Below are 23,878 nucleotides of genomic sequence, written 5' to 3'. Positions count from 1 at the left end.
AAAGGTTCAAATTAATGCATCTCGGTGCGGTCTTATAAAGACACACCTGAGAACGACATGAAACCTAGTGCCATTAAACCGGCAGTCACAAAGGTAATACCCAAGCCACGTAATCCATCTGGTACGTCAGAATATTTCATCTTCTCACGTATGCCAGCAAGCAATACCAATGCAAGTGCCCAACCAATACCAGAGCCGATACCAAAGACCACACTTTCACCTAGGCTGTAATCACGCTCAACCATGAACGACACCGCACCAAAAATGGCACAGTTAACGGTGATAAGCGGTAAGAAAATACCCAATGCGTTATACAAAGGTGGGAAATACTTATCTAAAGTCATTTCCAATATTTGTACTAACGCTGCAATCACACCAATGAAAGTAATAAACTTCAAGAAACTCAAGTCAGCTTCAGGAATGCCCGCCCAGGCCAAAGCACCCGGAGCTAAAAAGCTCTGGTAAATGATTTGGTTAGTTGGTACTGAAATCGCTAATACCACGATAACCGCAACACCTAAGCCCATAGACGTTTTCACCTTCTTAGACACCGCTAAGAAAGTACACATACCTAAGAAGAATGACAGGGCCATGTTTTCGATAAAAACAGAGCGAATTAATAAACTAATATAATGTTCCATTTCGCTTACCCTTTTGCTTCTACTTGTTCAGGCTTATAAACACGGATCATCCAGATTAATCCACCAATTAAGAAAAAGGCACTTGGTGGAAGCAGTAATAATCCGTTTGGTTGATACCAACCGCCATCTGCAACACGTGCCATTATTTCAACACCAAATAATGAACCGTTACCAAATAACTCGCGCACAAAACCAACCGATAATAAAATCGCGCCGTAACCTAAACCGTTACCAATACCGTCGTAAAAACTAAGCATTGGCGGGGTTTTCATCGCATACGCTTCAGCACGTCCCATTACAATACAGTTAGTAATGATAAGACCGACGAAGACAGATAGCTGCTTAGCAACATCATAGGCATACGCTTGCAGCACTTGATCAACCACAATCACTAATGACGCAATAATGGTCATTTGGACAATGATACGAACACTGCTAGGAATGTGATTACGAATCAGCGAGATAAACAAGTTAGAACATGCTGTTACCGCCGTCAGCGCAATAGTCATTACCAATGCAGTTTCCATTTTACTGGTGACGGCTAATGCACTACACACACCCAAAATTTGCAGGGCAATTGGGTTGTTATTAATAATTGGTCCTGTGAGAACCTGCTTAACGCCTTTAGCTTCAGACATTAGCTCAACCCTCCATTGCGTGCTTTCTCAATAAACTTGGCAAAGCCTTCTTCACCTAACCAAAACTCCAACGAGTTTTGAACACCATTACCCGTTAGCGTTGCCCCAGACAATGCATCTACACCGTACTGTGAATTGGCTATCGTCGGTATTTTAGTGACTTTAATGGCTAATTCGCCTTGCTCGTTATAAAGCTTTTTACCGGTCCATTTCGCAATCCATTGAGGATTTTGAACTTCACCACCTAAACCCGGTGTTTCACCTGAGCCGGTAAAGTCGTAATACACTAAAGAGCGAATGGTATTAAGGTCAGCTTCAACAGCTAAGAAGGCAAACATGGTTGACCAAAGGCCATAACCTTTAACGGGAATAATGACGGTTTTTAATTGCTGGTTTTCATCGCGCACTAAATAAATAACGCCATAATTAGCAACACGCTTGACTGAAGCGATGTCATTAACAGGGATAAACGATGTCGCTGAAGTACGTGCTGCTTTTTCAACATCAAACGTATTACCATCAACATCATTAACCCAATCACCTGTTTTAAGGTCAACGACTTTTGCTTCAACATGTTTATTGTATTGCTCAATAATGTCAGCTTTAGCCACTTTGCCTTTACGGGTATCAATTAACCCTGCGGCTTCTAGAATATACTTCTGTTTATCTAACAACTTGTTCTCTAGCTGCGTTGGCTTTAATAATACTGCCGCAGTAGACACGAGCATTGAACAGATAAAACATAAGCCGATAACGACAAACAGTGTTTTACCGAAAGATTCTTTGTTACTAGCCACGTGCAATCCTCCGCTTAATGTTCGCTTGAACCACAAAATGGTCAAATAGCGGTGCAAATAAGTTAGCGAATAAAATTGCTAACATCATACCTTCTGGGAATGCTGGGTTAACCACGCGAATGAACACCGCCATCGCACCGATTAAGAAACCGTAAACCCATTTCGCTTGATTGGTAAAGGAAGCAGACACTGGGTCTGTTGCCATAAACATCATCCCGAATGCAAAGCCACCTAACACTAAGTGCCAATGGAACGGCATCGCAAACATTGGGTTAGTGTCACTGCCAATAGCATTTAACAAGAATGAAACGGCCACCATGCCTGCAAGTACACCACCGACGATTCGCCATGAAGCAATACGTGTATACAAAATGACTAAACCACCAAGCAAAATAGCAAAGGTAGACACTTCACCAACAGAACCTGGAATAAAGCCCATAAAGGCATCCATCCAACTTGCAGTTTGGTAATCAAATGTGCCTTGTGCAGCTTGGCTTAACGCCGTTGCACCAGAGAAACCATCTGCAACCACCCAAGTGGTGTCACCTGACATGCTTAGCGGGTAAGCAAAGAACAAAAATGCTCGACCAGCTAATGCAGGGTTAAGGAAGTTTCGGCCTGTGCCACCAAAGATTTCTTTGGCAACAACCACACCGAATGTAATCCCTAACGCCACCATCCACAGTGGAATTGTTGCAGGCAATGTCAGCGCAAACAGCACTGAGGTAACAAAGAAACCTTCGTTAACTTCATGGCCGCGTACAGAGGCAAATAACACTTCCCAAAAACCACCGACAGCAAATGTCACCAGATATATGGGTAAGAAGAAACACGCCCCATAGAACATCAATCCGGCAACGCCAGTGTCAGCACTTAGCTGCGCACCGAGCAGTTCAAATAAACCAACTTGCCAAACATCAGGAGTACCAAAACCGGCTGCCAGTGCAATTTGCGCTTGCAAGCCAACGTTGTACATACCAAAGAACATCGCAGGGAAAGTACATGCCCAAACGGTGATCATCATCCGTTTTAAATCCAAGTTGTCACGAACATGGGTTGCCCCTTTGTTCACTTTGCCCGGAGTGTAAAATACCGTGGCTGCAGCTTCATACAGTGCGTACCACTTTTCGTATTTACCGCCTTTTTCGAATTGCGGTTCAATACGTTCGATAAAATCTTTCAAGCTCATTAGCCTTCCCTCTCGATCGTATCTAAACAGTCGCGTAAATATGACCCGTAGTCATACTTACCAGGACACACGAAAGTACATAATGCTAAATCTTCTTCATCAAGTTCTAATGCGCCTAATTGCACAGCGCCATCGTAATCACCTGACACTAAATCACGTAATAACATGGTCGGAAGAATGTCTAGAGGCATTACTCTTTCATAGTTACCAATAGGCACCATTGCACGGTCAGAACCACCGGTACTTGTTGTCATGTTAAATAGACGCGAAGTACTTAAATGGCCTAAAAATGCACGGCTAATTGAGAATTTTTGTGCGCCAGGCATCGCCCAACCAAAGAGTTCCTTCTCAGTACCTTCTTCAAGTAAACACACTTGATTATGGTAACGACCGAGGAAAGCATGAGGTCCAACAGCTTGTCGACCACTTAACACTGTGCCTGAAATAGTACGAACAACGCCGTCTTTAATTTCATTATCAGTCAGTTCAGTTAAGCTTGCGCCAAGTTGCGTTCTCACTAAGCGAGGTTGCTTCGCTTGTGGCCCAGTGATTGCCACGACTCGGTTAGTATTGATTTCACCTTGAGTAAATAACTGCCCAAATGCGATGACATCTTGATAACCAATATGCCAAACCGTACGGTTAGCAGATGCCGGTAACAAGTGATGAATATGCGTTCCAACAAGTCCAGCAGGATGAATGCCTGCAAACTCTTGTACCTGTGCATTGCCTGACGGAATGTCGGCTCCTGCAGCTTTACATAGAAATACATTGCCTTGGGTTAACCGTGAAAGCACGGTCAAACCATTAGCAAAATCATCTTTTTGTTCTGCGATAATAATGGCGGGGTCAGCAGCAAGCGGTTGAGTGTCAATTGCTGTGACAAAGATACCGGCCGGTATTGAGTCAATTGCAGGGACTTTACTAAATGGACGGGTACGTAATGCTGTCCATAAACCTGATTCAATCAGGTTATCTCGAACAACTTGCGCATCAAGAGAGTGTAACGTTTCAGCACCATATTGAGTAAAAGAAAGACCATCATCTCCCTCTACTTCAATAACAACAGATTGAAGTACCCTTTTGGCACCTCGGTTAATTTCTTTAATAGTACCACTGGCTAAAGCCGTATATTTAACGCCTAGATTCTTTTTATCTTCAAAAAGAACTTGGCCTTTTTGTACTTTATCGCCCACTTTTATCTTCATTGTAGGACGTAAGCCAATATACTCTTCACCCAAAGTAGCTACGTGTTTAATGGCTGGGCCATTATGGATAACTTGCTCTGGTCTGCCTGTAATCGGCAGTTCCAATCCTTTCTTATTTGTAATCATATCCACAAGCACTACGTTTGAAGGAAAGACAATGCGCCACGTTCCGCAACAAGAACAATGCGCTAACAAACAATGTGTTAACAACAAAACCGCTCTTGAGCTAGCGCAGATTTAACACAAAAATGCGATCTTAATCACGCTGGTCGCGCGCATTCTACCCCAAATAAGTGACCACCGCCACGAAAATCATATGTATTTTCAAACTAATAAGGTGTTTTCACCATTAACATTTCATTTCGTAACGATTAGGTTCATCCATCGAAAAAGATCGACTCACTCTTCCATGTTGCCCCCAATATAACACTAATTTTAAAAGAAAAAATTCCACAAAGAACAATAAACAACCTATTAGCACCCACTAAAAAAGCTCTCACTAAATTAAGCGAGAGCCCTAACAAAATTAAAACACTAAATGTTAACGGTTTGAGTTAAAAATACCCTTCATAACCTAACACGGCTTTTTGTTCTCCTTGGCTGATAACCCCTAGGCGCGTACTTTGTGCAATTAAATCTTGATCAAGTACATTCTCTACCCGCAGGTAAACTTGATGCTGAGGATTAATTTGATAAGTGCTCGCAACATTCAACTTCCATTGTGATTCAATTGAATAATTTTCACCGTTGTCGAGCTGATACCCCAATTGTGATTGGTATAAAGCCTGCGCCATTAATGCAAAACTTCCCACCTTAACGCCACTACTGATGAATGCTTGATGTTCTGGTACCCACGGCAGCTGACAATCGCTCGCACTGCAATTAGCATCGTCTAATTGTGCTTGTGCATAAAGGTAGTTAGCTTTAATTGGCATCTCAAAATGGTCAAATTGGGCGGTATAAGCAAACGAAACATCACCACCAACGACTTGAACGTTAGCAATATTGTCTTCAATACTGCGTTGGGTAAAGTCACACACTACGCCCCACATGCAACTAAGATGTTGGTTATCATAGTCATGAAAATACACACTTAACCCCATTGCTAAACGGTCACTTTGGTATTGAGCATTTACCTCATATTGCATCGCTTGTTGCGCTTTTTGCTCAGCGTTACCTGCCGATGCTGCAGTCCACGCTTTTTTAGCTAACATAGCCGCTGACCAGTTATCACTATGATATTCAACACCAATTGAAGGTAACCAAGCGTCATTGGTAAAATCAACATCAGCAATATCAACCGTGGTATTTTTATTTTCACGGCTAACATCTACGGTCTCATAAGCCAGACCGAGTCGTATTTGCCATTGCCCGTAATTAAGTTCACCGTCAACGGCAGTTAATAGCGCTGTTGCATCATCAGTGTATTCAACCAACTCAGGTTCGCTACTATTTGAAGTCAGACTTAAATCTTGGCCATAAATCCAATCTTGACTGCCAATGCGCATTTCAGCTTTATCATGATGATAGCGAGCTCGGTAATTAACCCGATGTGGACCATATTGACTCACGGCTTCTGACTGCACACCAAAACCATCAAAGTCATTATTTTGGCTAAGTCCAGTTAACGATAAGTCAGAGGCGGCTGAGGTTTCAAACTGTGCCAACATTGCTAATAAAGTGGGGTCAATTTCAACGCCATCAACAAATTGCATTTGCAAGGTGTTTTGCGAGTAGGTTTGATAGTAAAAGTCAGTATTAACCACCGACAGCCCCACAAGTCTCACTTGGTGTGCAATGGCATATCGAATACGTTTATTTGATTCATTATCATGTTGGGATACTTGATATTGCTTGTTCGGGGTTAACTCAAAGTCATCTTGTGTCAGCCCAAGTAACCCGCCGTCAGTGTCTTTATCTTCATATTGAAAACTAAACTCAGTCGTTTGCGGGTTTTTAGCACCAGGTAAACTGTCTGCTGAAATTTTAAATAAAATATCTGTTTGTTTATGCTCTGAATCAAAGCCCTTATTTAAACCGACATCGTCTGCAGCCATTTGATAATCAACGCCAAATAGCATCCGATACGGTTTTGAGTCACTACTGACTAACACACCGGCATTAACCTCACCTTGCTGTCCCGCTTCAAGATTTAATTCAGTCAAGCTATGTTGTGGACTGTAAGTCGCACTTTGATAATTAATCACCCCGAAGCTGCCTTCGCCGCCAACACCTACCTCAGTGTATTTTTCAACGCTGAGATGATCTTGAAAGAATAAATTGGGTGCGAGCGTTAAATTGCCTGAATAGGGGGCTGGAGAATAAAAAATTCGGTCTTGCATAACAGCAACACCGTTTACTGCACCACGGTTAACCAAAGTGTTAGGGTGATAATTTGCAGCAGGCAACACGACAACCCCACCTTGAGCTGCGCCGGTCTCGCTATCGCGATAATGATATGCCCCAAGGTCTTTCTCAATATTAACCTGATTAATTGCACTCATAGTTGATGTGTCATTAGCCACAACTGACGGGCAATGAAGCAATGCCAATAATGACGAAGCAATAAAGGTTAAACTAAACGAGCGACTAGACATGATAATCTCCATATAATTGTCTTAACGCAAATAGCTTATTTGCTATTTTTATTAGTTGATTCTATTGCAAAATTGTTAATTCAACAAACATAACCATCACTTATCCGTTAGTCATGGCGGTGTTTGCTTAGCCTTAATGTTGCTGGACTTTAGCTAACGATAAACTCAAATTCGTTTATTTAAGGCGTAAAAAAAGCGGCTAATGCCGCTTTGTTGTTCTTTACGCAGTCATTTAATGACTTAAAGTGTTTTCAGCACATCTTCACTAAGCGTAAGTTCATCGTTGTGATTCACGTGAATACCCGCAGCAATAATACTACGAGCAATGTCCTGTGCCTGAACTAATGAATGCATTTCAAACGTGCCACATTGGTATTCATTTAGCTCGGGAATAGCTTCTTGTGTTGCTACATTTAAGACATCTTCCATTGACGCCAACCAGGCTTGAGCAACTTGGTTTTCAGGCGGTGTACCAATTAAGCTCATGTAAAAGCCAGTGCGACATCCCATCGGTGAAATATCAATAATTTCAACGTTAGCGCCATTAAGGTGCTCACGCATAAAGCCGGCAAACAAATGCTCTAGTGTATGAATACCCCGTTCACTCAAAATATCTTTATTAGGAATACAAAAACGTAAGTCAAACACAGTAATATCATCACCTTTTGGTGTACTCATGTGTTTAGCCACACGGACTGCCGGCGCACTCATCCGAGTGTGATCTACGGTAAAGCTATCAAGTAACGGCATTCAACCCTCCAAAAATTCTCTTTCAAACCTGTTTTATCTAGCATATGAGCATACCATTAATTGGTATCATCCACAGTGAAACTATTTCTAGTTCATTGGTGTTTGCAGAGCATATCTTACCCAACCTTTTGTGTTAGCAGAATATGCATATATCGTATCGAAAACACCAACACAGCTAAAACCTCAGCGCAAAAATGACATACGACTTGAAACAAAAAACCTCACTTTTGTGAGGTTTTTTAATGTCTTTAGCCTTTACAATTTGGCGAACGCGGCACATCGTCAACACCTTGCCACTCTTGTTGTGTGTAGGTATTGATTGATAATGCATGCACGCCATTAGCTAATTCTTGCGCTAATGCACCGTTAACAGCTCGATGGCGTGCGATAAGGCGTTGCCCATCAAATTGGTCACTAACAATCACCACTTTAAAATGCGTTTCTGAATTAGGTGGTACGTGATGACGGTCACTTTCATTAATCACTTCAATGCGTTGAGGTGAAAATGCTTCATTTAATTTATCAGTAATTATTTGCTTAACTGACATAGCTTACTCTTATTCTTTGTTTTAAGAATGGGCAGATTAAAACTTTCAATCTGAAATATCAAACGAAGCTGCGTAGTTGATGCTAAAAAAGTGTGACTAACACCTATCTTTAGTTAGTTTTATTTTAAATAAAAATGCGGTTTTATATGCCTAAAGGTAAAATTAACTCTTGCCTTATTCACTTTTAAACGCTTGGGTAAAGCATGTTGCCATTGTTGTTGCATTAAAGGCGGCATCACCAGTACATCTCCCTGTGAAAGCAGGTACTTAAATGATTGTTTATGTACTTTATGGCGAATAACAAAATCCCGCGAAGCACCAATTGACAGTGACACAATGGCAGACGATGCAACAATTTCAGGCTCATTATCACTGTGCCACCCCATACATTCTTTACCATCGGCGTAGTGATTTACTAATACCGCGTTAATGTTAGGCTCAAAAGCCATAAATTGCTGCGCCACTTGACGTAATACCGGTGGCCACATGCGCGGTGAAATTAACGTATTTGAGTATTTATAATCACAACCTGCCTCACCAAACCAAACCTGAGTACGCGGAATAAGATGGCGCTTACCATAAACTTGCACTGCAATTCGCGCTAACGGGTAACTGGACACTTCATCCATTAACGCCGCACATTGTTGCTGAGTCATAAAACGTTTATAAATTGATATTGGTGGTTCAATATTTATCATAACAAGCGTCCCAAATGATAACGGCGTGGTGATTGCCTAGTAAAACACTCACTAGCGGATGCAGATGTTCAATCCAAAGTTCATTAATTGTCAGGCAATGTTTCTGTTTATAGTAATTTCAATTAAACAACGATATGGTCTTATAGTAGCAAACGGTTATTTTCAATCTACGCCAATAATGAGCGGCTGCGAAGCGTGAGTCACCAGTAGTAGCAAAGCAAGTTAGCTTCTTAGTCAATACATGCAATGAACTATCATCGCAGGACTAAACCTGCTTTAAATGAAAAGAACAATTGGCTCATACCAATAAGTGGTTCGATACAAAGGAGTGTTTTAATGAGTGTACAACGGATAGCACCAAGCAGCCTTATTGCCACCGAAAACATCACTGCAACAAACACACTTACACAAGTCAGCTGTCAACACGGGGAGCAACAATCACAACAGCAATGGACTGATTTTTCCGAACTGAAATTAACGCCTATTGATACTAATTACCCTAAATCTGTATTGGCGCTCAGCGCTGCAATCAGTAGCGTAATATATTTGCTTGCATTAGTTATTTTATTTATCGCTACCACGACACCGATAACGATTGCGGTGATCATTGCCTTAGCTTTAGCTGTGTTAATGATCGTTATCATCAATATGTTGATAGCGAAAGCCCGCAGCTATGAATATGGCGTTTTTGAGCGTGAATTCATTATGCGTGAAGGCTTATTCTGGCATACCACAACAGCGCTACCCTATACCCGCTTACAACATGCCAATATTGCCCAAGATCCTGTTCAACGAAAATTTAATTTAGTCACATTAAAATGTTACAGCGCTGGTAGCGGCACTGCCGAAATCGACTTACCTGGGCTAAATAATGTGGTTGCTGAGCATTTGCGCCAACATATTTTACACTGCGCCAGTGCACAAGCCCCAAAAAATACCACTAAATTCATCACCCAAAGCACCAGCAGCGAATTAGCCACGCCAACAACATTAACGACGCAACACCCAAACAGTTCCCTCCTAAATGCAACCTGTAAACAAACGCCAGTAAAATGCAGCTCAACCAACCCTGCCGTAGACTGTACATTAGATGAAAACACGTTCAATAAAGCCACGTTTGAACAAGATAGTTCAACTAACATGTCACATCACAGCAATGGGCCATCAGTATGAATCAGTCGCCTAAAACTTGTGAGGCAAATGATACAGTTAATATTGAAACGCCATCCTCAACTCATCAGCAGACAAATAAGGCATCTATTCTCGCAGCAAAAACCTCTTATTCGCCCGAGTGGTTAGCGCTCTCGCCTTGGTCGATGGTAAGTAATATTGGTCAAAGCCTTAAAGTCATCTTATCTAATGGTTTTGCGTTGATACCCATTTTTTACACCGGCTGGCAAAAAGGCTTTAGTTTGCAATGGTCAATTGCAGTCTTTGCCCTGCTCACACTTATATTGTTGCTATCTGCTTTTATACAATGGCGTAAATTTCGTTACCGCCTTAACGCTGAGCAATTAGAAGTTAAACAAGGATTACTGTTCACCAAAAAGCACGAAATTCCTTTTAATAAAATCCAAAACATTCGCTTTGAACAGCCTTTTTATTACAAACCATTAGCACTAGCGACATTAGTGATTGAAACCGCAGGATCAAAAAAGGATGAAGCAAAACTTGCCGCCATGGCGCGCGATCAAGCTCTTGTACTTAAAGCACAATTACTTAAAAAACCGGATGCTGATAACGTAACTATTTCTGCGTCATCGAGTGCCAATATAATAAGCAGTAATAGTGGTGAATTAGTCACTAAGCGTAGTTTAAAGCAGTTAATTATTTTTGGTTTATATCAAAACAACTTTATTTGGTTCGCCATTTTCGCAGGCCCCGTTTTAGGGCAAGTTCAATGGGAGGAAGTGATTGCCTTTCCACCATTACAACAGGCTTTAGTTTGGTTGCAACTTAATACCCAGCACAATATTGGTTTACAACTAGCAATATTTCTCGGGTTATTATTTATTTTTTACTCGCTTATTTCGGCGATATCGATATTAGCGTCGGTACTGAAATATCACCCTTATCAATTACGGATTGAAAAACACACCTTACAACGAAGTGGCGGAGTGATATCACACCAGCAAGATGCACTTAAAACCCATCGAATACAGATAATTCACTTTGAACAACCTTTTCTAGCGACCTTATTAGGCTATTGGACGGTGTATTTTAAACAGGTAAAAGGCCAAGAGATTGAACAGCAAACCAAACAACATATGTTAATTCCCAGCGTTAAGGCTGTGGAAATCCCCTCATTACTTAATTGCTTACCAGAACTAAAAGACCAACAATTATCACTGCCTAAACAATATATTGGTATTGATATCGCGTGGTTTCTCAGGCGGGCACAACTTGCACTTTTCCCCGCAAGTTTATTAACACTAATACACTTATTTCTTGAGAATCCAGCACCTATTTTACCTTTTGCTTGGTCGGCCACCATAGTCGTGATTGGATTACTGTTTTTGCGCTATCGTCGTTGGGGATTTTGGCTTGAAGATGATGCCATTTGGCTACATAGCGGTGTGCTCGGACAACAATGGAAACGCGTTCATTACAACAAAGTGCAGCATGTTGAGCTTATCCAAACGTTAGGCCAAAAACACAATCAGTTAGCGTACATCAATTTAGGCACTGCAAGTGGCACGTTAACGCTGCCGTATATTTCATATAGTGCCGCCAATGCCATTAAAACCCAAGTACTTGAACACACTAATAAAGATCATAAAAATTGGATTTAACCATGTCGTCCTATATAGAGAGAAACTAAATTATTATATTCCACATAATGGCTCATGTTAGCCCTGATGATCCTGCTAACAAGTTTGAAAAGCACCAATAAACCGACTATCAAATAGATCTAACATTGGTGTCCCCAAACTGCATAGATAAAAAAACAGCAACTAAAAGCATTATTGATATGGCAAGCACGGTTAATTGCTGGGATTAAAGCGCTGACTCAATTGCAATATCCCAATAAAAACCTAATACCTAAAATAAATAAAGGCACGTTAATGTGCCTTTATTACTATAATCGCTGTTAATTTATCACCAAGAACAGCTTGCGGTTATTTCACCACTAACACTGGACATTGCGCCCGATTAGCAACCGATTCAGCCACATTATCATATAAGAAATGTGCAATACCTGTACGACCATGACTCGCAATCACCACCATGCCAATATCACCACCGTTTGCTTCAGCGACAATTTCCTCAATTGCATCACCACGACGAGTGATTGTTTCAACACTCAAGTCAGTTTTAAGCCCGGCAAGTAATTCACGCATTTTATCTGCGGCGTTTTTTTCCATACTATTGGCTAATTCATCAGGGGTAATGGCTAGAATCATGTAGTTTTCATCACCTAATGGCTGATCAACTACATGTAGAATACGAATACCAACTTGATATAAATTAGCCATTTCAATGGCATACTTTAACGCATGCGACGCGGTTTCAGAAAAATCAGTCGGCCATAAAATCATTTTTGTGCGCATAAGCTCTCCTTATTAAACCCTGTTTAATAACATCAGTGTAACCATTGCATAGCAATTACTCAGTGATCCAACTCTAATCTCGTTGACATGTTCATAAAAACAACACACACTAAACCGACTAATCAGTCGGTTTAATTTACTTACTCACATTTTGTTAACATCTGCGACCGTAAACGGCTCCCGTTAATGTGATATATCAAGCTTAAATTGGACTTAATCTGTTGCTAACAACAAAGGGAATGGTAATGAATATCACAACAAAAACATCACAGTTAGCGGCTTTACCAAAAATATTAGCGGCTCAAAAACAGGCGTTTGTGCATCAACCTTTTCCACGTTATCAGCAACGCATAAACAAGCTCGGCTTGCTCAAACAAGGCTTACTTGAAAAGCATCAACAATTTATTGATGCCCTAAAACAAGACTATGGTCACCGCGCCGACAGCGATACCACTATTGCCGATATAATGCCTTGCATTAACAACATCAATTACACGATGAAACACTTAAAATCATGGATGAAACCCAGCAAACGCCGCGCAGGATTATTATTGTCACCATCGAAAGTTTCAGTTCAATATCAGCCACTTGGGGTTATCGGCATCATTGTGCCATGGAACTTTCCTATCATGTTAGCCATTGGGCCTTTATTAACTGCCATTGCCGCAGGCAATAGAGCCATGTTAAAAATGTCTGAATTTACCCCAGCGACAAACCAAGTAATAACCGCATTAATCAGCGATATTTTTTCACCAAAAGAAGTGGCTGTGGTAGAAGGTGAAGCCGATGTTGCTGCGGCATTTTCTGCCTTGCCATTTGATCATTTATTATTTACTGGCTCCAGCGTTGTCGGTAAACATGTCATGCGTGCTGCCGCAGACAATCTCACCCCTGTGACATTAGAGCTTGGTGGTAAATCACCGGCAGTGATTGCCCCCGATATTGACATCAACACGGCTGTTGAACGGTTAATTTTTGGTAAATGTTTAAATGCAGGGCAAATATGCGTGTCACCCGATTATGTGTTATGCCCTGAAGAAAAGGTTGAGGCGTTTATTCATGCTTACCAGAGCAAATTCCAGTCAATGTATCCCGACTTTGAGCATAATCAAGACTACGGCAACATTATAAATGACCGGCAGCATCAACGTATCCAAGCGTTACTTGATGATGCAAGCGCAAAAGGTGCTAAGATCACTGCCGCCAATGGACAAGCGTTAAAGCCAAAATCAAGAAAACTAGCCACCCAACTTGTTAGCGGCGTCACTGATGAAATGCACATTATGCAAACTGAAATTTTTGGCCCTTTATTGCCTATCATCAGTTATCAACATATTGATGAAGCCATTAGTTACATACAAAACCATGACCGACCATTGGCGTTATACCTAATGAGCTTTAACAAAAGCATCCAAGACAAAGTGTTAGCACAAACCCATTCTGGCGGAGTATGCATTAATGAAACGGTTTTTCATGTTGCCGCAGACGATGCACCTTTTGGCGGAATAGGGCCTTCTGGGATGGGGCATTATCATGGCAAAGAAGGGTTTTTAACCTTCAGCCATGGCAAAACAGTGCTTAATAGTGGCAAATTTAATTCAGGCGTTATGGTGCACCCACCTTATGGTAACCGTATACAACGGGCGCTTATGAGCTTCTTCTTGCGTTAGAGACACATGTTCATGTCACTCATATTTTCATGCCAGCATTCGCTTGTTTGATAATATTGGTGACCTGAAAAATTGGGATGTTTCAGGTAAAACACTGTCGTTAACAACCTTATTATTGCTAAAGATAACCTTTAAAATGAGTAAAATAGATAAACGCCAAGCTGTGCTAGATGCCGCATTAAGCTTATTTGTCGCCAATGGCTTTCATGCCACCTCTACCGCATCGATTGCTAAACAGGCCCAAGTGGCAACCGGCACGTTATTCCATCATTTTCCCACCAAAGATAAAATTCTTGCAGCGCTTTTTCTTAGTATTAAAACTAAATTTGCTGACGATATTCACCAGCAAAATTTTGACGGTGATAATCTAAAACAAGACGCACAAAACCTGTGGCAACGCGCCATTGACTGGGCATTGGATCACCCACTACAACAGCAATTTTTTGTTAATTTTTCGATGTCGGCCGACATTCCGGCCCAAACACGAAAAGTGGCCATGCATGATACTCTTGGCTTTATTGTGCAACTACTCACCCAAGGCCAACAACAAGGGCTTATTCACGACTACCCAATTGATCTAATGCTTGAAAATTGCCACGGCCAATACCTCGCAGCCATTCGTTTTTTCACCGACCATCCACATAAAGGCGACGATCCTAGATATCGGCAAGTGAGCTTCGAACTGTTTTGGCAAGCAATCGCAACCGCTTAATCGACAATAACGCGTCATTATCAACAAATGGATACCAACCAAAAGCAAAACAGCAAATGGTTTCAATATCCAACCCTAAAAAATAAGCCATCACCTGTCACGCCCGCATACAAACCCAGTGGCAATGACTCATGGCAACAGCAAATATCTAGGTTGATGCATCACTTTGTAACAGTAAACGCTTATTAGGTTACTTAATTGGTTGCCGATGTTAAAATTTAGGCATGATTTGTAATTATTATTTGAATGAATATGGATAAAATTTTCAGATTGTTTTTGTTAGGCTGCTTTGTTTTACCAACAACGGCAATGGCAAATAATGATTGCACCCAAACACAAACTTGTATTGAAGTTGACCGCTGGGATCTTGGTATTGCCGTCGGCATTGGATCACGTTCCAACCCCATCGTTGATCACGATAATATTCCCGTCTACGTTGCTCCCTCCATCGCTTATTATGGTAACAGTTGGTTTTTTGATAATGGTAACTTAGGTTATAGCTTGATAGAGCGTGAACAATTCACCATTAATCTAGCTACTTTGTATACTGCAGAGAGTGGTTATTTTAATGACTGGGATCCATCAAACTTTTTTGTGCTTTCCAACAATAGGCAACCGGTAGGCAAACAACCTTCTCAACATGCCATGCTAGCTGATGCATACATTAATTTAAATGAACTAGAGCACCGCCACTTTACCTTACTTGGCAGTGTAGAAGCCTTTTATTACAGCCGTATTGGTATTTTTAAGTTTGTGCTTGGACATGACATCTTAGATGTACATAACGGTATGCAAGGTGATATAAAGTGGAATTACTCTATTGCTTATGCACAATGGTTATTCGACGCAGGTATTTCTACTACATGGAAGAGTAAAGAACTTATTCAATACTATTATGGCGTCAGAGAAAGTGAAAACCAATTTTGGCATCAAGCATATCAAGCTAGTTCAGGGTGGAGTCAGAGTGCAGAAATCACCACTCGTTACTTAATTGATACTCACTGGGACGCTGTAGTCGCTTTGCGTTACACCAAGTTTGCCGACGCTATCACCTCAAGCCCTTTGTTATCAAAAGGTTACTCTACAACCTATTTTGTTGGGATGGCGTATAAATTTTGATAACGTTAAATCAATTGTATTACTATTTTTGGCGACCAGTTATCATTTCTTTACTCTTTTTGGGTATTACGGCAACTAAAGCTGATACACTTTCTTCGCAAGTGGAGCTCACAGCTACCCCACATTTGTGTCTTACAGACGCTCAGAGCCAAGAATGTGAAATGGAAGTAACACTTAATTGGAAGTTAGACCAGCAACAATTGGTTTGTATTATTTCTGATTATGAAGCCATGCCACGTTGGTGTTCAGATGACCTGAATACCCAGTCTCTTAGTCTAAAAATTAAATCCGGTAAAGACATTCAATTTGTCTTAGTGAGCAAAAGCACCAACGACACTCTATCTGGAGTGAAAGTTAAGGTCACTTTGGCGTCCAATAATAAAGTACGACGCCGTTATCGTAATCCTTGGAGTTTTTTTTAATGACTACAACGCAATCTACTCATAGAGTCTTATTAGTTGAAGACGACATTCGACTGGCAAATTTGATCGTGGACTATTTAAAATCGCACGATATGCACGTTGAAGTTGAGCGTCGAGGAGACACTGTATTAACTCGCCTAATTAGTTACAAACCTGACATTATTTTATTAGATATTATGTTACCTGGGCTTGATGGCTTAAGCTTATGTGAAAAATTGCCAGACTATTTTGCTGGGCCGGTACTATTAATGAGCGCTTTAGGTTCAAATGAAGATCAAATCAAAGGGCTTGAACTAGGCGCTGACGACTACATTGTAAAGCCTGTTGACCCAGCACTGCTTGTTGCCCGTATTAACAATTTATTGCGTCGCCAAGCACAACCTGCAAAAGCTGAATCACATTGCTTAAGTTTTGGTAAGTTAAATATTGACCCACATACTCAAGCGATTCGTTTGGGTAATACTGAAATAGATTTAACCAGTCATGAATTTGAACTGTTATGGCTATTGGCATCTCAAGCTGGACAAGTCTTAAGTCGTCAATATATCTATCAATATTTATTAAATATTGACTTTGACGGTAAAGATAGAAAAATAGATGTTCGTATCTCACGCTTACGTAAAAAACTAGGCGACAGTATTGAAACACCATTTAGAATCAAAACAGTATGGGGACAAGGTTATTTATTTGCGCCAGAAGCTTGGAATAACTAACTAAAACACATTTGAAACGTTTATTTATCAGCCTTTACCTACTGCTTAGCTTAAGCTTTTTAGGTATAGGCTGGACTCTCGATAGTTTATGGCAACGCAATGTCGATGACACTGGTGAATTTAACTCACCACTTATTGCGTTTGCATCACTGCTAGCTCAAATTCCTGAAAAAGACCGTCAAATCTACCTCGATAACATAACTGCAGAGCATCCCATACCGTTAGCACTGCATAAAAAAGACAACATTACCCTTAGTAATGGGGTGGTTTTAAAAGCCAATGAAGTGCTATCGACAGAAACCGAAGATAATCATCATGTGTTTTTTATCGCCGTAGATGACCATGTGTTAATTGCCGGACCGGTAGATGTAGACCCCCGCGCTCAATTACGTGGCTTATTTACATTATTTTTTTATTTAGCATTAGCATTAGTTGCCTTAGTTTGGGTATGGCCGTTATCAAGAGACTTAAAAAACTTACGCGAAGCCACCAAAGCATTCGGTGAAGCCCATTGGGACACACGCATCAAGCTAGCTAAGAGCTCTCAAGTGTCGCCATTAGCGCGCACTTTTAACGATATGGCCAGTCACATAGGTGCATTAATTGATAATCAAAAACATTTAACCAATGCCATTTCCCACGAAATACGCACCCCACTTGGCCGCCTAAAGTTTGCCTTAGCGTTATTACCGCAATATTGTCAGCCCTCAAGTAGCGTCAAAAGTCGTAACGATTTCCTACAAGAAATGGAATGCGACATTACTGAAATGGAAAACCTACTACAAGAGTTACTCACCTATGCCAGCCTCGAAACTAACTATGTTGAACCCGAGATGGAGAATTGTGAGTTAGTCAAAATTTGCCAACAAATGATAAAACGACTGCAATTGCACAACTCGATTACAATTAATTGGGATTGCCGTATTGAAGAATGCTATGTCAAAGGTGAAATGTCACTGATAGAGCGTGCTATTCAAAACTTAATCACTAATGCACAGCGTTATGCTGAATCGATTATCATTGTGTCGTTGTCTGCAGTGGGTGAGCAAATAAAACTGTCGGTTACTAATGATGGTCCTGAAATTCCTCTTGAAGATCAAAAACATATTTTCAAACCATTTTATCGCTCAAAATTACAGCATGACTCAAATAAAGGACACGGCCTAGGATTAGCGATCATCAGCCGCATTATGAATCGCCACCGTGGCAGAATTACCATTAACAGTAATGCTAAACAAACAACATTTAGTTTGTTATGGCCACAGTTACCACTAAACAAATAATCAGCCTGAGCGCATGTTTTAGGCTCTTAGGTCTTAGGCTCTTAGGCTCTTAGGCCATTTTAATCAGTATCGGTGGGTTTCTGGAGCGTGTCATCCGAGAAGTCAAATTGCGGGTTTTGTTGAGCTTGTTGTTGTAATAACTGTTGCTGCTTAGCTTTATAAAGTGCGTATTGGCGACGACGTTTACGTTGCAGGCATAGTCGCACCACATTTTGCTTTTGTTGATCGCTTAAATTCATCCACTGAAAACGTTCATCACGGTTTCTAAAACACCCCATACAATATCCACGGGCATCTGTCTTACAGATCCCGACACAGGGGCTAGGCAGGTTGAAAAAACTTAACTGTTCCATGATTTATTCATCTATCGTTACTGTAAATAAACTGAGGTTAACCATTAATATCGCCAGCCATTCAATAAGCATATCAATTTAGACAATAACGTAGCTTCACCTTATGCAAACTTGACACTTAGCATAGTTAATTTAAAAGATATCATAAAACTTAATGTGCAAAATTCACTCAGCAAGGGGACATAATATGAAACACCATCTTCGTGTAACTCTGAGTCAGCTACTCGGTATTATCTTATTTTTCACCTTAGCAGGCTGTGTAAGCGCACCTAAGATTGATTACGATATTAACTATGATTTTAGCAAGTTAACTACTTATCAATTTCTCAGCCAAACTGAAAAAACACAACAAGCCGACCCGTTAACCGCGTCACGAGTTAAAGCAGCAATTGAGCAAGTGTTAAACGGGCAAGGTTATCAAGCCATACTAAATAGCAGTGACTTCACCGTTAACTACCGTTTATTAACCACTGAAAAGCCAAAAAGTTCAGGCTTATCAATTGGCCTTGGCACTGGCAGCAGCGGGCGCAATGGTTCAATTGGCATTGGCACTTCTGTTGGTGTACCAATTGGTAATGACACAGTGACAGAGCAACAAGTACAAATTGATATTATCGATAGTCAAACCAACAAGCTAATATGGCGCGGCGCCGCCCCTCTGAAATTAACCAAAGGCGGAGAAGCCAAGGTTGAAGCAACCACTAACACGGTCAAGCATATTTTATCAGCCTTCCCGCCACAAAATGTGCCAAGCAAACAAAGTAACTAGAATCAATCATACAAAGGCATAGCACAGGTTAACGCTCAAGCGAAAATGCCAGATAGAAAATAACTTAACTGACTTTGTGCCTTTAAGTTACCAGCATAAAAAATAGCGCAGACATTGAGCTAATCAATAACAAAAAGCCCGCTTGTGCGGGCTTTAAGCTTTCGGTTTCGTGAAAATTAATGACCTTCAGCAAATAAGTAATTTAACCAACTTTGCATTCTTAACAGCACCTTACGAATAATAGAAACATGGCTAAAGTGCTCGGTATAAACAGCAGCTTGGCCAGCAACCCCCGCAGGCAGACGTTTAATGATTTCTTCATCATTATCTTCAAGGTCTATTAACACTAACGCTCTACCTCGCTGAAAGAGCCTATTTGATGATTGTAAATTACCACCAAATTGAATTTCACCTTCAGCCATAGCAGGTAAAATAGCAGCAACTTTACCTTTGAATACTCGACCAGGTGCAGCATCGAGTATCACTTCAGCTTCATCACCTTGCTTGAGCCTTAATAACGAGTTTTGCCAAAATGCTCCAGCAAAATAACGTTCCTCATCAGGAATGAAGCTCATTGCAGGACGCAGAGGCAAAGGCACCGCCATTGCACCTTCACGTAACGCCATTTGGGTAACGACACCATCAGCGGGTGCGCGCACTACCGTACGAGCTAAATTATATTGCGCTTCTTGAAGTTGCGCCTGTAACCCCGCTACCTTAGTGTTAACGCCATCGATATTTGACTCAAAAGCCAATCTTGCACGAATTTCATCCGCTTTAGCGGCTTCTAAACGGGCTTGTGAAGCAAAAAACAATTGGCGTTTATTGTCGAGTTCTAACTCGGTAAATGGTGAATTTTTCCCGCCCTTTTTACGCCCTTGTTCAAAACGACGATATGCAGATTCTGTTCGGTCTTTGTCGGCTGTAGCTTGATTAACTGCAGCAGTGGCAATATCTAATGCGGCAGACAATTGCGGGACTTGTTGTTCAGCTTCTTTTAACGCCGCTAAGCGCTGTTGTACTACCGCTTCAAAAGGAATAGGGTCGATACGAAACAACACTTCACCTTTTTTAACGGGCACATTTGGCCTCACATTGACTTGTGTCACAATCCCTTTTACCGCCGGAGTAATTGGCACTGAAACGAAATACTCACGTGAATATTTGGTATAAGGATGGTTATAATTCATCAATAACAATAACGTACCAATTAATGCAATGCCGCCAAGAATCGCCGTCGGTACCGTCCATTTCGTCAAAGGTATGTTGAATATTTTAAAGATGGCCACGCAAAATGCGGTGTAGGTAAGGATAAGTAATAAGTCCATATTTATTCACCGCCTTATGTTGTTTGACGTGTTATTTGGGCATCTGGCAACGTCACTTTTGAAGACTCAAGCGCTGAGACTTTGTCCGTAAGCGCGGTAACTTGTGCAGCTAAAATTTTCACTTCGCCTGCAAGTTCCAATTCACGTTTCTTTCCATCGCTAAATCCCCAGCCTCGATCTTCTCGATATAACGTTGCCCAAATCCATAAAAAGGGCCAAATAGCATGTAATGTAAATAAGCTTACCCAGCCAGCAATATGCAGCGCATCTTGTTGAGGGTGATTGCGGTGCTTAGCAATTTCATAAGGAATGTCATGAATAGCAATTACACCGTAGAAAATAACTAACGCCACGAAGAAAAGTAGCGTTAAAGCAAAATAATCTAAAAACATAAACGTCTCCCAAAACATTGCATGAACACTTCATTAACACTTTGTCTATATTACATTATTTGACCGAACCCGATACTAAATAATCAATTGATTGTGTAAAATTTAAAATTAAGTTTTCCCTGAAACATCAGTGATCTTGAGCACATTTATTATGCCCAAGCGTTAATGATTTATTGATTAAGGTACACTTGTCACAAAAATCCCCTTCAACAGATTTAAGGTACGTTATGTCGGTTAAAACCATTGCAACATTTGGGACTCCACTTACATTGAATACTAAAAAAGCCCTATTACTTGGCTGTGGTGAACTTGGCAAAGAAGTGGCCATTGAACTACAACGTTTTGGTATTGAAGTGATTGGTGTAGACCGTTACCCCAACGCGCCAGCAATGCAAGTTGCTCATCGTAGCCACACCTTAAACATGCTTGATGGTGACGCACTAAAAGCGGTCATTGCAGTAGAAAAACCGGATTTAATCATCCCCGAAATAGAAGCCATTGCAACTCAGACCTTGGTTGAACTTGAAGCCCAAGGTTTACATGTTGTTCCCACGGCTCGCGCAACCCAATTAACCATGGATCGTGAAGGGATCCGCCGCTTAGCGGCTGAAACACTTAACGTGCCAACCTCACCTTACTTCTTCTGTGACACTAAGCCTGAGTTTGATAAAGCCGTTGCAGAAATTGGCATGCCTTGTGTTGTCAAACCGGTCATGAGCTCGTCAGGTAAAGGTCAAAGTGTGATCAAAACTGCTGACAATATCGACAACGCGTGGGATTACGCTCAAGAAGGTGGCCGAGCGGGTAAAGGTCGCGTCATTGTTGAAGGCTTTGTAAAGTTTGATTATGAAATCACTTTACTGACAATAAGCGCTGTTAATGGCATTCATTACTGTGCCCCTATTGGCCACCGCCAAGAAGACGGTGATTACCGTGAGTCATGGCAGCCACAGGCGATGCCTGCCAACGTGCTCGAAAAAGCGCAGCAGATGAGTAAGAAAGTAGTTGAAGCACTAGGTGGCTATGGTTTGTTCGGTGTTGAGCTGTTTATTAAAGGGGAAGAAGTTTATTTCTCTGAAGTGTCTCCACGCCCACACGACACAGGGCTTGTCACCTTGATCAGTCAAGACGTGTCTGAATTTGCATTACATGTGCGTGCAATTTTAGGGTTGCCAATTACTTCAATCACTCAGTTTGGTGATAGTGCGAGTGCAGTTATTTTGGCACAAGGCACCTCAAACAATATTCGCTATGAAGGCATAGCAGAGGCGCTTAATGCGCCGCTGACACAACTGCGCATCTTTGGTAAACCAGATATTGATGGTCGTCGTCGTTTAGGTGTAGCGCTAGCCAGAGATAATTCAATTGAAGCTGCAATTGAAAAAGCCACTCATTGCGCAGCTAAAGTGAAAGTGATCTTATAAATTTGATTTTTGTAGCTGATTAACCGCCACAAATACCAATTCCATGCCAATAAAAATGCCAGCATATATGCTGGCATTTGTTTATGCTTAAAAGTTAAACACAATGAATAGGAACACCTTTAAGGTAAGCTTGTACATTTTCAACTGCTATATTAAGCAGGTTTAGCCTTGCTTCACGCGTTGCCCAAGCAATATGGGGCGTTATAGTAATATTTTTGGCTGTAAGTAATGGATTATCAGCTTGCGGAGGCTCGCTAGACAATACATCAATACCGGCAAAACCACGTTGTTGATTAAGCCATAAAGCGAGCTCCGTTTCATTGACTAAATCACCACGCGCGGTATTAATTAGTAGCGCCCCAGCTTTTAATAAACTTAACGTTTTAGCGTTGATAAACAGCTTTGTTTGAGGGGTTAACGGGCAATGCAAAGACACAATATCGGCCTCACGTAATAGCGTATCTAACTCACACCACCTCATATTTTCCCCTAACCCTTGTTTGGGTTTTGGGGTATGAATAATTACGTTCATCCCAAAGGCCAATGCCAGATGAGCAACCTGCTGACCAATATCACCAAAGCCAATAACACCAAGAGTTTTGCCTTTTAACGACATCAAAGGAGATAAGGTAAAACAAAAGTCCCTCCCTTGAGTCCATTGGCCTTGTTTAACCGCTTGATCATGCAGATTAACTTGTTGGCAGTGCGCCAAAATATGTGCAAAGACCATTTGTGCCACAGCGTCAGGACCATAACCAGGCACATTCGTGACCACAATGCCACGTTGTTTAGCGCAATCTAAGTCAACTACATTCGTACCCGTTGCGAGGACACCAATGTATTTGACCTTGGGTAGTGACGCTAACGTCTGTGCTGACAACACCGTTTTGTTGGTCAGCACTATATCAGCATCATGAGCACGAGAGGCCACCTCTGATGGCAAGGTATGTGGGTATATTTGACAGTTACCAAGTTGGCTTAATGCTTGCCAGCTTAAATCACCAGGATTTAAGGTAAAGCTATCTAATACCACAATTTTTATTGGTGTAATCAAACTATTACTCCAAGTTTAAACG

Annotated in this window: 24 protein-coding genes; 10 read left to right on the top strand and 14 right to left on the bottom strand. The window is 41.2% G+C overall.

Translation table 11 applies throughout. The features are described 5' to 3' along the window. Positions 1 to 32 precede the first annotated feature (32 nt). The 9 genes from nqrE to G3R48_RS00270 all read right to left on the bottom strand — a co-directional run bounded on the left by nqrE (position 33) and on the right by G3R48_RS00270 (position 9,066). Complete coding sequence (gene nqrE / locus G3R48_RS00310; protein ID WP_153661357.1) at positions 33 to 641, bottom strand: NADH:ubiquinone reductase (Na(+)-transporting) subunit E; 609 nt, start codon at positions 639 to 641, stop codon at positions 33 to 35. Between the two features lie 5 nt (positions 642 to 646). Further along, complete coding sequence (locus tag G3R48_RS00305; RefSeq protein WP_153661359.1) at positions 647 to 1,279, bottom strand: NADH:ubiquinone reductase (Na(+)-transporting) subunit D; 633 nt, start codon at positions 1,277 to 1,279, stop codon at positions 647 to 649. Beyond that, positions 1,279 to 2,076 (bottom strand): Na(+)-translocating NADH-quinone reductase subunit C, encoded by a 798-nt coding sequence (locus G3R48_RS00300; RefSeq protein ID WP_212593157.1) that lies wholly within the window; start codon positions 2,074 to 2,076, stop codon positions 1,279 to 1,281. The genes G3R48_RS00305 and G3R48_RS00300 overlap by 1 nt, the downstream gene beginning before the upstream one ends. After that, a complete protein-coding gene (locus G3R48_RS00295; RefSeq protein WP_153661363.1) occupies positions 2,069 to 3,265 on the bottom strand; it encodes an NADH:ubiquinone reductase (Na(+)-transporting) subunit B in 1,197 nt (398 codons plus the stop codon). The genes G3R48_RS00300 and G3R48_RS00295 overlap by 8 nt, the downstream gene beginning before the upstream one ends. Then, positions 3,265 to 4,599 (bottom strand): Na(+)-translocating NADH-quinone reductase subunit A, encoded by a 1,335-nt coding sequence (locus G3R48_RS00290; protein ID WP_153662105.1) that lies wholly within the window; start codon positions 4,597 to 4,599, stop codon positions 3,265 to 3,267. Before G3R48_RS00290 ends, G3R48_RS00295 begins: the two co-directional genes overlap by 1 nt. A 428-nt stretch (positions 4,600 to 5,027) precedes the next feature. After that, positions 5,028 to 7,070, bottom strand: coding sequence for a TonB-dependent receptor (locus G3R48_RS00285; protein WP_194823830.1), 2,043 nt, complete (start codon positions 7,068 to 7,070; stop codon positions 5,028 to 5,030). A 240-nt stretch (positions 7,071 to 7,310) separates the two neighbouring features. After that, positions 7,311 to 7,820, bottom strand: a complete 510-nt coding sequence (gene luxS, locus G3R48_RS00280; RefSeq protein ID WP_153661367.1) for an S-ribosylhomocysteine lyase — start codon at positions 7,818 to 7,820, stop codon at positions 7,311 to 7,313. A gap of 248 nt (positions 7,821 to 8,068) precedes the next feature. After that, positions 8,069 to 8,368, bottom strand: a complete 300-nt coding sequence (locus G3R48_RS00275; protein WP_153661369.1) for a BolA family protein — start codon at positions 8,366 to 8,368, stop codon at positions 8,069 to 8,071. Positions 8,369 to 8,487: 119 nt separating this feature from the next. Then, the gene (locus G3R48_RS00270; RefSeq protein ID WP_153661371.1) at positions 8,488 to 9,066 is read right to left on the bottom strand and encodes an alpha-ketoglutarate-dependent dioxygenase AlkB family protein; all 579 of its coding nucleotides are present in this window, start codon (positions 9,064 to 9,066) and stop codon (positions 8,488 to 8,490) included. A gap of 336 nt (positions 9,067 to 9,402) precedes the next feature. On the opposite strand from G3R48_RS00270, the gene G3R48_RS00265 reads away from it, so the two are divergent. Continuing rightward, the gene (locus G3R48_RS00265) at positions 9,403 to 10,239 is read left to right on the top strand and encodes a PH domain-containing protein (RefSeq protein ID WP_194823831.1); all 837 of its coding nucleotides are present in this window, start codon (positions 9,403 to 9,405) and stop codon (positions 10,237 to 10,239) included. Further along, a complete protein-coding gene (locus G3R48_RS00260; RefSeq protein ID WP_153661375.1) occupies positions 10,236 to 11,858 on the top strand; it encodes a PH domain-containing protein in 1,623 nt (540 codons plus the stop codon). The genes G3R48_RS00265 and G3R48_RS00260 overlap by 4 nt, the downstream gene beginning before the upstream one ends. Before the next feature lie 327 nt (positions 11,859 to 12,185). Here G3R48_RS00260 and G3R48_RS00255 read toward each other — a convergent pair whose 3' ends face one another. Continuing rightward, a complete protein-coding gene (locus G3R48_RS00255) occupies positions 12,186 to 12,617 on the bottom strand; it encodes a universal stress protein (protein WP_153661377.1) in 432 nt (143 codons plus the stop codon). A gap of 245 nt (positions 12,618 to 12,862) precedes the next feature. Between G3R48_RS00255 and G3R48_RS00250 the strand changes: the two genes are divergently transcribed. The 6 genes from G3R48_RS00250 (at position 12,863) to G3R48_RS00225 (ending at position 18,536) form a co-directional block, all read left to right on the top strand. Then, entirely contained in the window at positions 12,863 to 14,287 is a 1,425-nt protein-coding gene (locus tag G3R48_RS00250; RefSeq protein ID WP_153661379.1) for a coniferyl aldehyde dehydrogenase, read from the top strand. A 136-nt stretch (positions 14,288 to 14,423) separates the two neighbouring features. Beyond that, a complete protein-coding gene (locus G3R48_RS00245; protein ID WP_153661381.1) occupies positions 14,424 to 14,999 on the top strand; it encodes a TetR/AcrR family transcriptional regulator in 576 nt (191 codons plus the stop codon). Between the two features lie 252 nt (positions 15,000 to 15,251). Next, positions 15,252 to 16,118 (top strand): MipA/OmpV family protein, encoded by an 867-nt coding sequence (locus G3R48_RS00240; protein ID WP_194823832.1) that lies wholly within the window; start codon positions 15,252 to 15,254, stop codon positions 16,116 to 16,118. 101 nt (positions 16,119 to 16,219) lie between these two features. Further along, complete coding sequence (locus tag G3R48_RS00235; RefSeq protein WP_323741234.1) at positions 16,220 to 16,540, top strand: DUF3019 domain-containing protein; 321 nt, start codon at positions 16,220 to 16,222, stop codon at positions 16,538 to 16,540. Further along, positions 16,540 to 17,253, top strand: coding sequence for a winged helix-turn-helix domain-containing protein (locus G3R48_RS00230; RefSeq protein ID WP_153661385.1), 714 nt, complete (start codon positions 16,540 to 16,542; stop codon positions 17,251 to 17,253). Before G3R48_RS00235 ends, G3R48_RS00230 begins: the two co-directional genes overlap by 1 nt. Before the next feature lie 11 nt (positions 17,254 to 17,264). Next, the gene (locus G3R48_RS00225; protein ID WP_153661387.1) at positions 17,265 to 18,536 is read left to right on the top strand and encodes an ATP-binding protein; all 1,272 of its coding nucleotides are present in this window, start codon (positions 17,265 to 17,267) and stop codon (positions 18,534 to 18,536) included. Between the two features lie 59 nt (positions 18,537 to 18,595). Here the strand turns inward: G3R48_RS00225 and G3R48_RS00220 are convergent, their stop codons facing one another. Beyond that, positions 18,596 to 18,889, bottom strand: a complete 294-nt coding sequence (locus G3R48_RS00220; RefSeq protein ID WP_153661389.1) for a DUF1289 domain-containing protein — start codon at positions 18,887 to 18,889, stop codon at positions 18,596 to 18,598. Between the two features lie 187 nt (positions 18,890 to 19,076). Here G3R48_RS00220 and G3R48_RS00215 point away from each other — a divergent pair, with 187 nt between their 5' ends. Further along, positions 19,077 to 19,658, top strand: coding sequence for a DUF4136 domain-containing protein (locus tag G3R48_RS00215; RefSeq protein ID WP_153661391.1), 582 nt, complete (start codon positions 19,077 to 19,079; stop codon positions 19,656 to 19,658). A 176-nt stretch (positions 19,659 to 19,834) separates the two neighbouring features. Here the strand turns inward: G3R48_RS00215 and G3R48_RS00210 are convergent, their stop codons facing one another. Together G3R48_RS00210 and G3R48_RS00205 are read right to left on the bottom strand one after the other, a co-directional pair. Continuing rightward, complete coding sequence (locus G3R48_RS00210; protein ID WP_153661393.1) at positions 19,835 to 20,986, bottom strand: HlyD family secretion protein; 1,152 nt, start codon at positions 20,984 to 20,986, stop codon at positions 19,835 to 19,837. 14 nt (positions 20,987 to 21,000) lie between these two features. Further along, positions 21,001 to 21,378 (bottom strand): DUF3302 domain-containing protein, encoded by a 378-nt coding sequence (locus G3R48_RS00205; protein ID WP_153661395.1) that lies wholly within the window; start codon positions 21,376 to 21,378, stop codon positions 21,001 to 21,003. 227 nt (positions 21,379 to 21,605) lie between these two features. Between G3R48_RS00205 and purT the strand changes: the two genes are divergently transcribed. Then, positions 21,606 to 22,802, top strand: a complete 1,197-nt coding sequence (gene purT / locus G3R48_RS00200) for a formate-dependent phosphoribosylglycinamide formyltransferase (RefSeq protein ID WP_153661397.1) — start codon at positions 21,606 to 21,608, stop codon at positions 22,800 to 22,802. A gap of 94 nt (positions 22,803 to 22,896) precedes the next feature. Here purT and G3R48_RS00195 read toward each other — a convergent pair whose 3' ends face one another. Beyond that, positions 22,897 to 23,844, bottom strand: coding sequence for a D-2-hydroxyacid dehydrogenase (locus G3R48_RS00195; RefSeq protein ID WP_212593187.1), 948 nt, complete (start codon positions 23,842 to 23,844; stop codon positions 22,897 to 22,899). Positions 23,845 to 23,878 lie beyond the last annotated feature (34 nt).

This window comes from Shewanella intestini (assembly GCF_018221465.1).
Taxonomy (GTDB): Bacteria; Pseudomonadota; Gammaproteobacteria; order Enterobacterales; family Shewanellaceae; genus Shewanella; species Shewanella intestini.
Note: the sequence above shows the minus strand (reverse complement) of the source record. Positions and strands in the feature narration are given on the sequence as shown.

What these genes read in the sequence shown, in the direction of transcription:
- purT (WP_153661397.1), top strand. Translation starts at nt 21,606, where the DNA reads ATGTCGGTTAAAACCATTGCAACATTTGGGACTCCACTTACATTGAAT.
- G3R48_RS00275 (WP_153661369.1), bottom strand. Translation starts at nt 8,368, where the DNA reads ATGTCAGTTAAGCAAATAATTACTGATAAATTAAATGAAGCATTTTCA.
- G3R48_RS00255 (WP_153661377.1), bottom strand. Translation starts at nt 12,617, where the DNA reads ATGCGCACAAAAATGATTTTATGGCCGACTGATTTTTCTGAAACCGCG.
- G3R48_RS00295 (WP_153661363.1), bottom strand. Translation starts at nt 3,265, where the DNA reads ATGAGCTTGAAAGATTTTATCGAACGTATTGAACCGCAATTCGAAAAA.
- G3R48_RS00265 (WP_194823831.1), top strand. Translation starts at nt 9,403, where the DNA reads ATGAGTGTACAACGGATAGCACCAAGCAGCCTTATTGCCACCGAAAAC.
- nqrE (WP_153661357.1), bottom strand. Translation starts at nt 641, where the DNA reads ATGGAACATTATATTAGTTTATTAATTCGCTCTGTTTTTATCGAAAAC.
- luxS (WP_153661367.1), bottom strand. Translation starts at nt 7,820, where the DNA reads ATGCCGTTACTTGATAGCTTTACCGTAGATCACACTCGGATGAGTGCG.
- G3R48_RS00290 (WP_153662105.1), bottom strand. Translation starts at nt 4,599, where the DNA reads ATGATTACAAATAAGAAAGGATTGGAACTGCCGATTACAGGCAGACCA.
- G3R48_RS00205 (WP_153661395.1), bottom strand. Translation starts at nt 21,378, where the DNA reads ATGTTTTTAGATTATTTTGCTTTAACGCTACTTTTCTTCGTGGCGTTA.
- G3R48_RS00270 (WP_153661371.1), bottom strand. Translation starts at nt 9,066, where the DNA reads ATGATAAATATTGAACCACCAATATCAATTTATAAACGTTTTATGACT.
- G3R48_RS00260 (WP_153661375.1), top strand. Translation starts at nt 10,236, where the DNA reads ATGAATCAGTCGCCTAAAACTTGTGAGGCAAATGATACAGTTAATATT.
- G3R48_RS00210 (WP_153661393.1), bottom strand. Translation starts at nt 20,986, where the DNA reads ATGGACTTATTACTTATCCTTACCTACACCGCATTTTGCGTGGCCATC.
- G3R48_RS00230 (WP_153661385.1), top strand. Translation starts at nt 16,540, where the DNA reads ATGACTACAACGCAATCTACTCATAGAGTCTTATTAGTTGAAGACGAC.
- G3R48_RS00240 (WP_194823832.1), top strand. Translation starts at nt 15,252, where the DNA reads ATGGATAAAATTTTCAGATTGTTTTTGTTAGGCTGCTTTGTTTTACCA.
- G3R48_RS00220 (WP_153661389.1), bottom strand. Translation starts at nt 18,889, where the DNA reads ATGGAACAGTTAAGTTTTTTCAACCTGCCTAGCCCCTGTGTCGGGATC.
- G3R48_RS00250 (WP_153661379.1), top strand. Translation starts at nt 12,863, where the DNA reads ATGAATATCACAACAAAAACATCACAGTTAGCGGCTTTACCAAAAATA.
- G3R48_RS00215 (WP_153661391.1), top strand. Translation starts at nt 19,077, where the DNA reads ATGAAACACCATCTTCGTGTAACTCTGAGTCAGCTACTCGGTATTATC.
- G3R48_RS00245 (WP_153661381.1), top strand. Translation starts at nt 14,424, where the DNA reads ATGAGTAAAATAGATAAACGCCAAGCTGTGCTAGATGCCGCATTAAGC.
- G3R48_RS00285 (WP_194823830.1), bottom strand. Translation starts at nt 7,070, where the DNA reads ATGTCTAGTCGCTCGTTTAGTTTAACCTTTATTGCTTCGTCATTATTG.
- G3R48_RS00305 (WP_153661359.1), bottom strand. Translation starts at nt 1,279, where the DNA reads ATGTCTGAAGCTAAAGGCGTTAAGCAGGTTCTCACAGGACCAATTATT.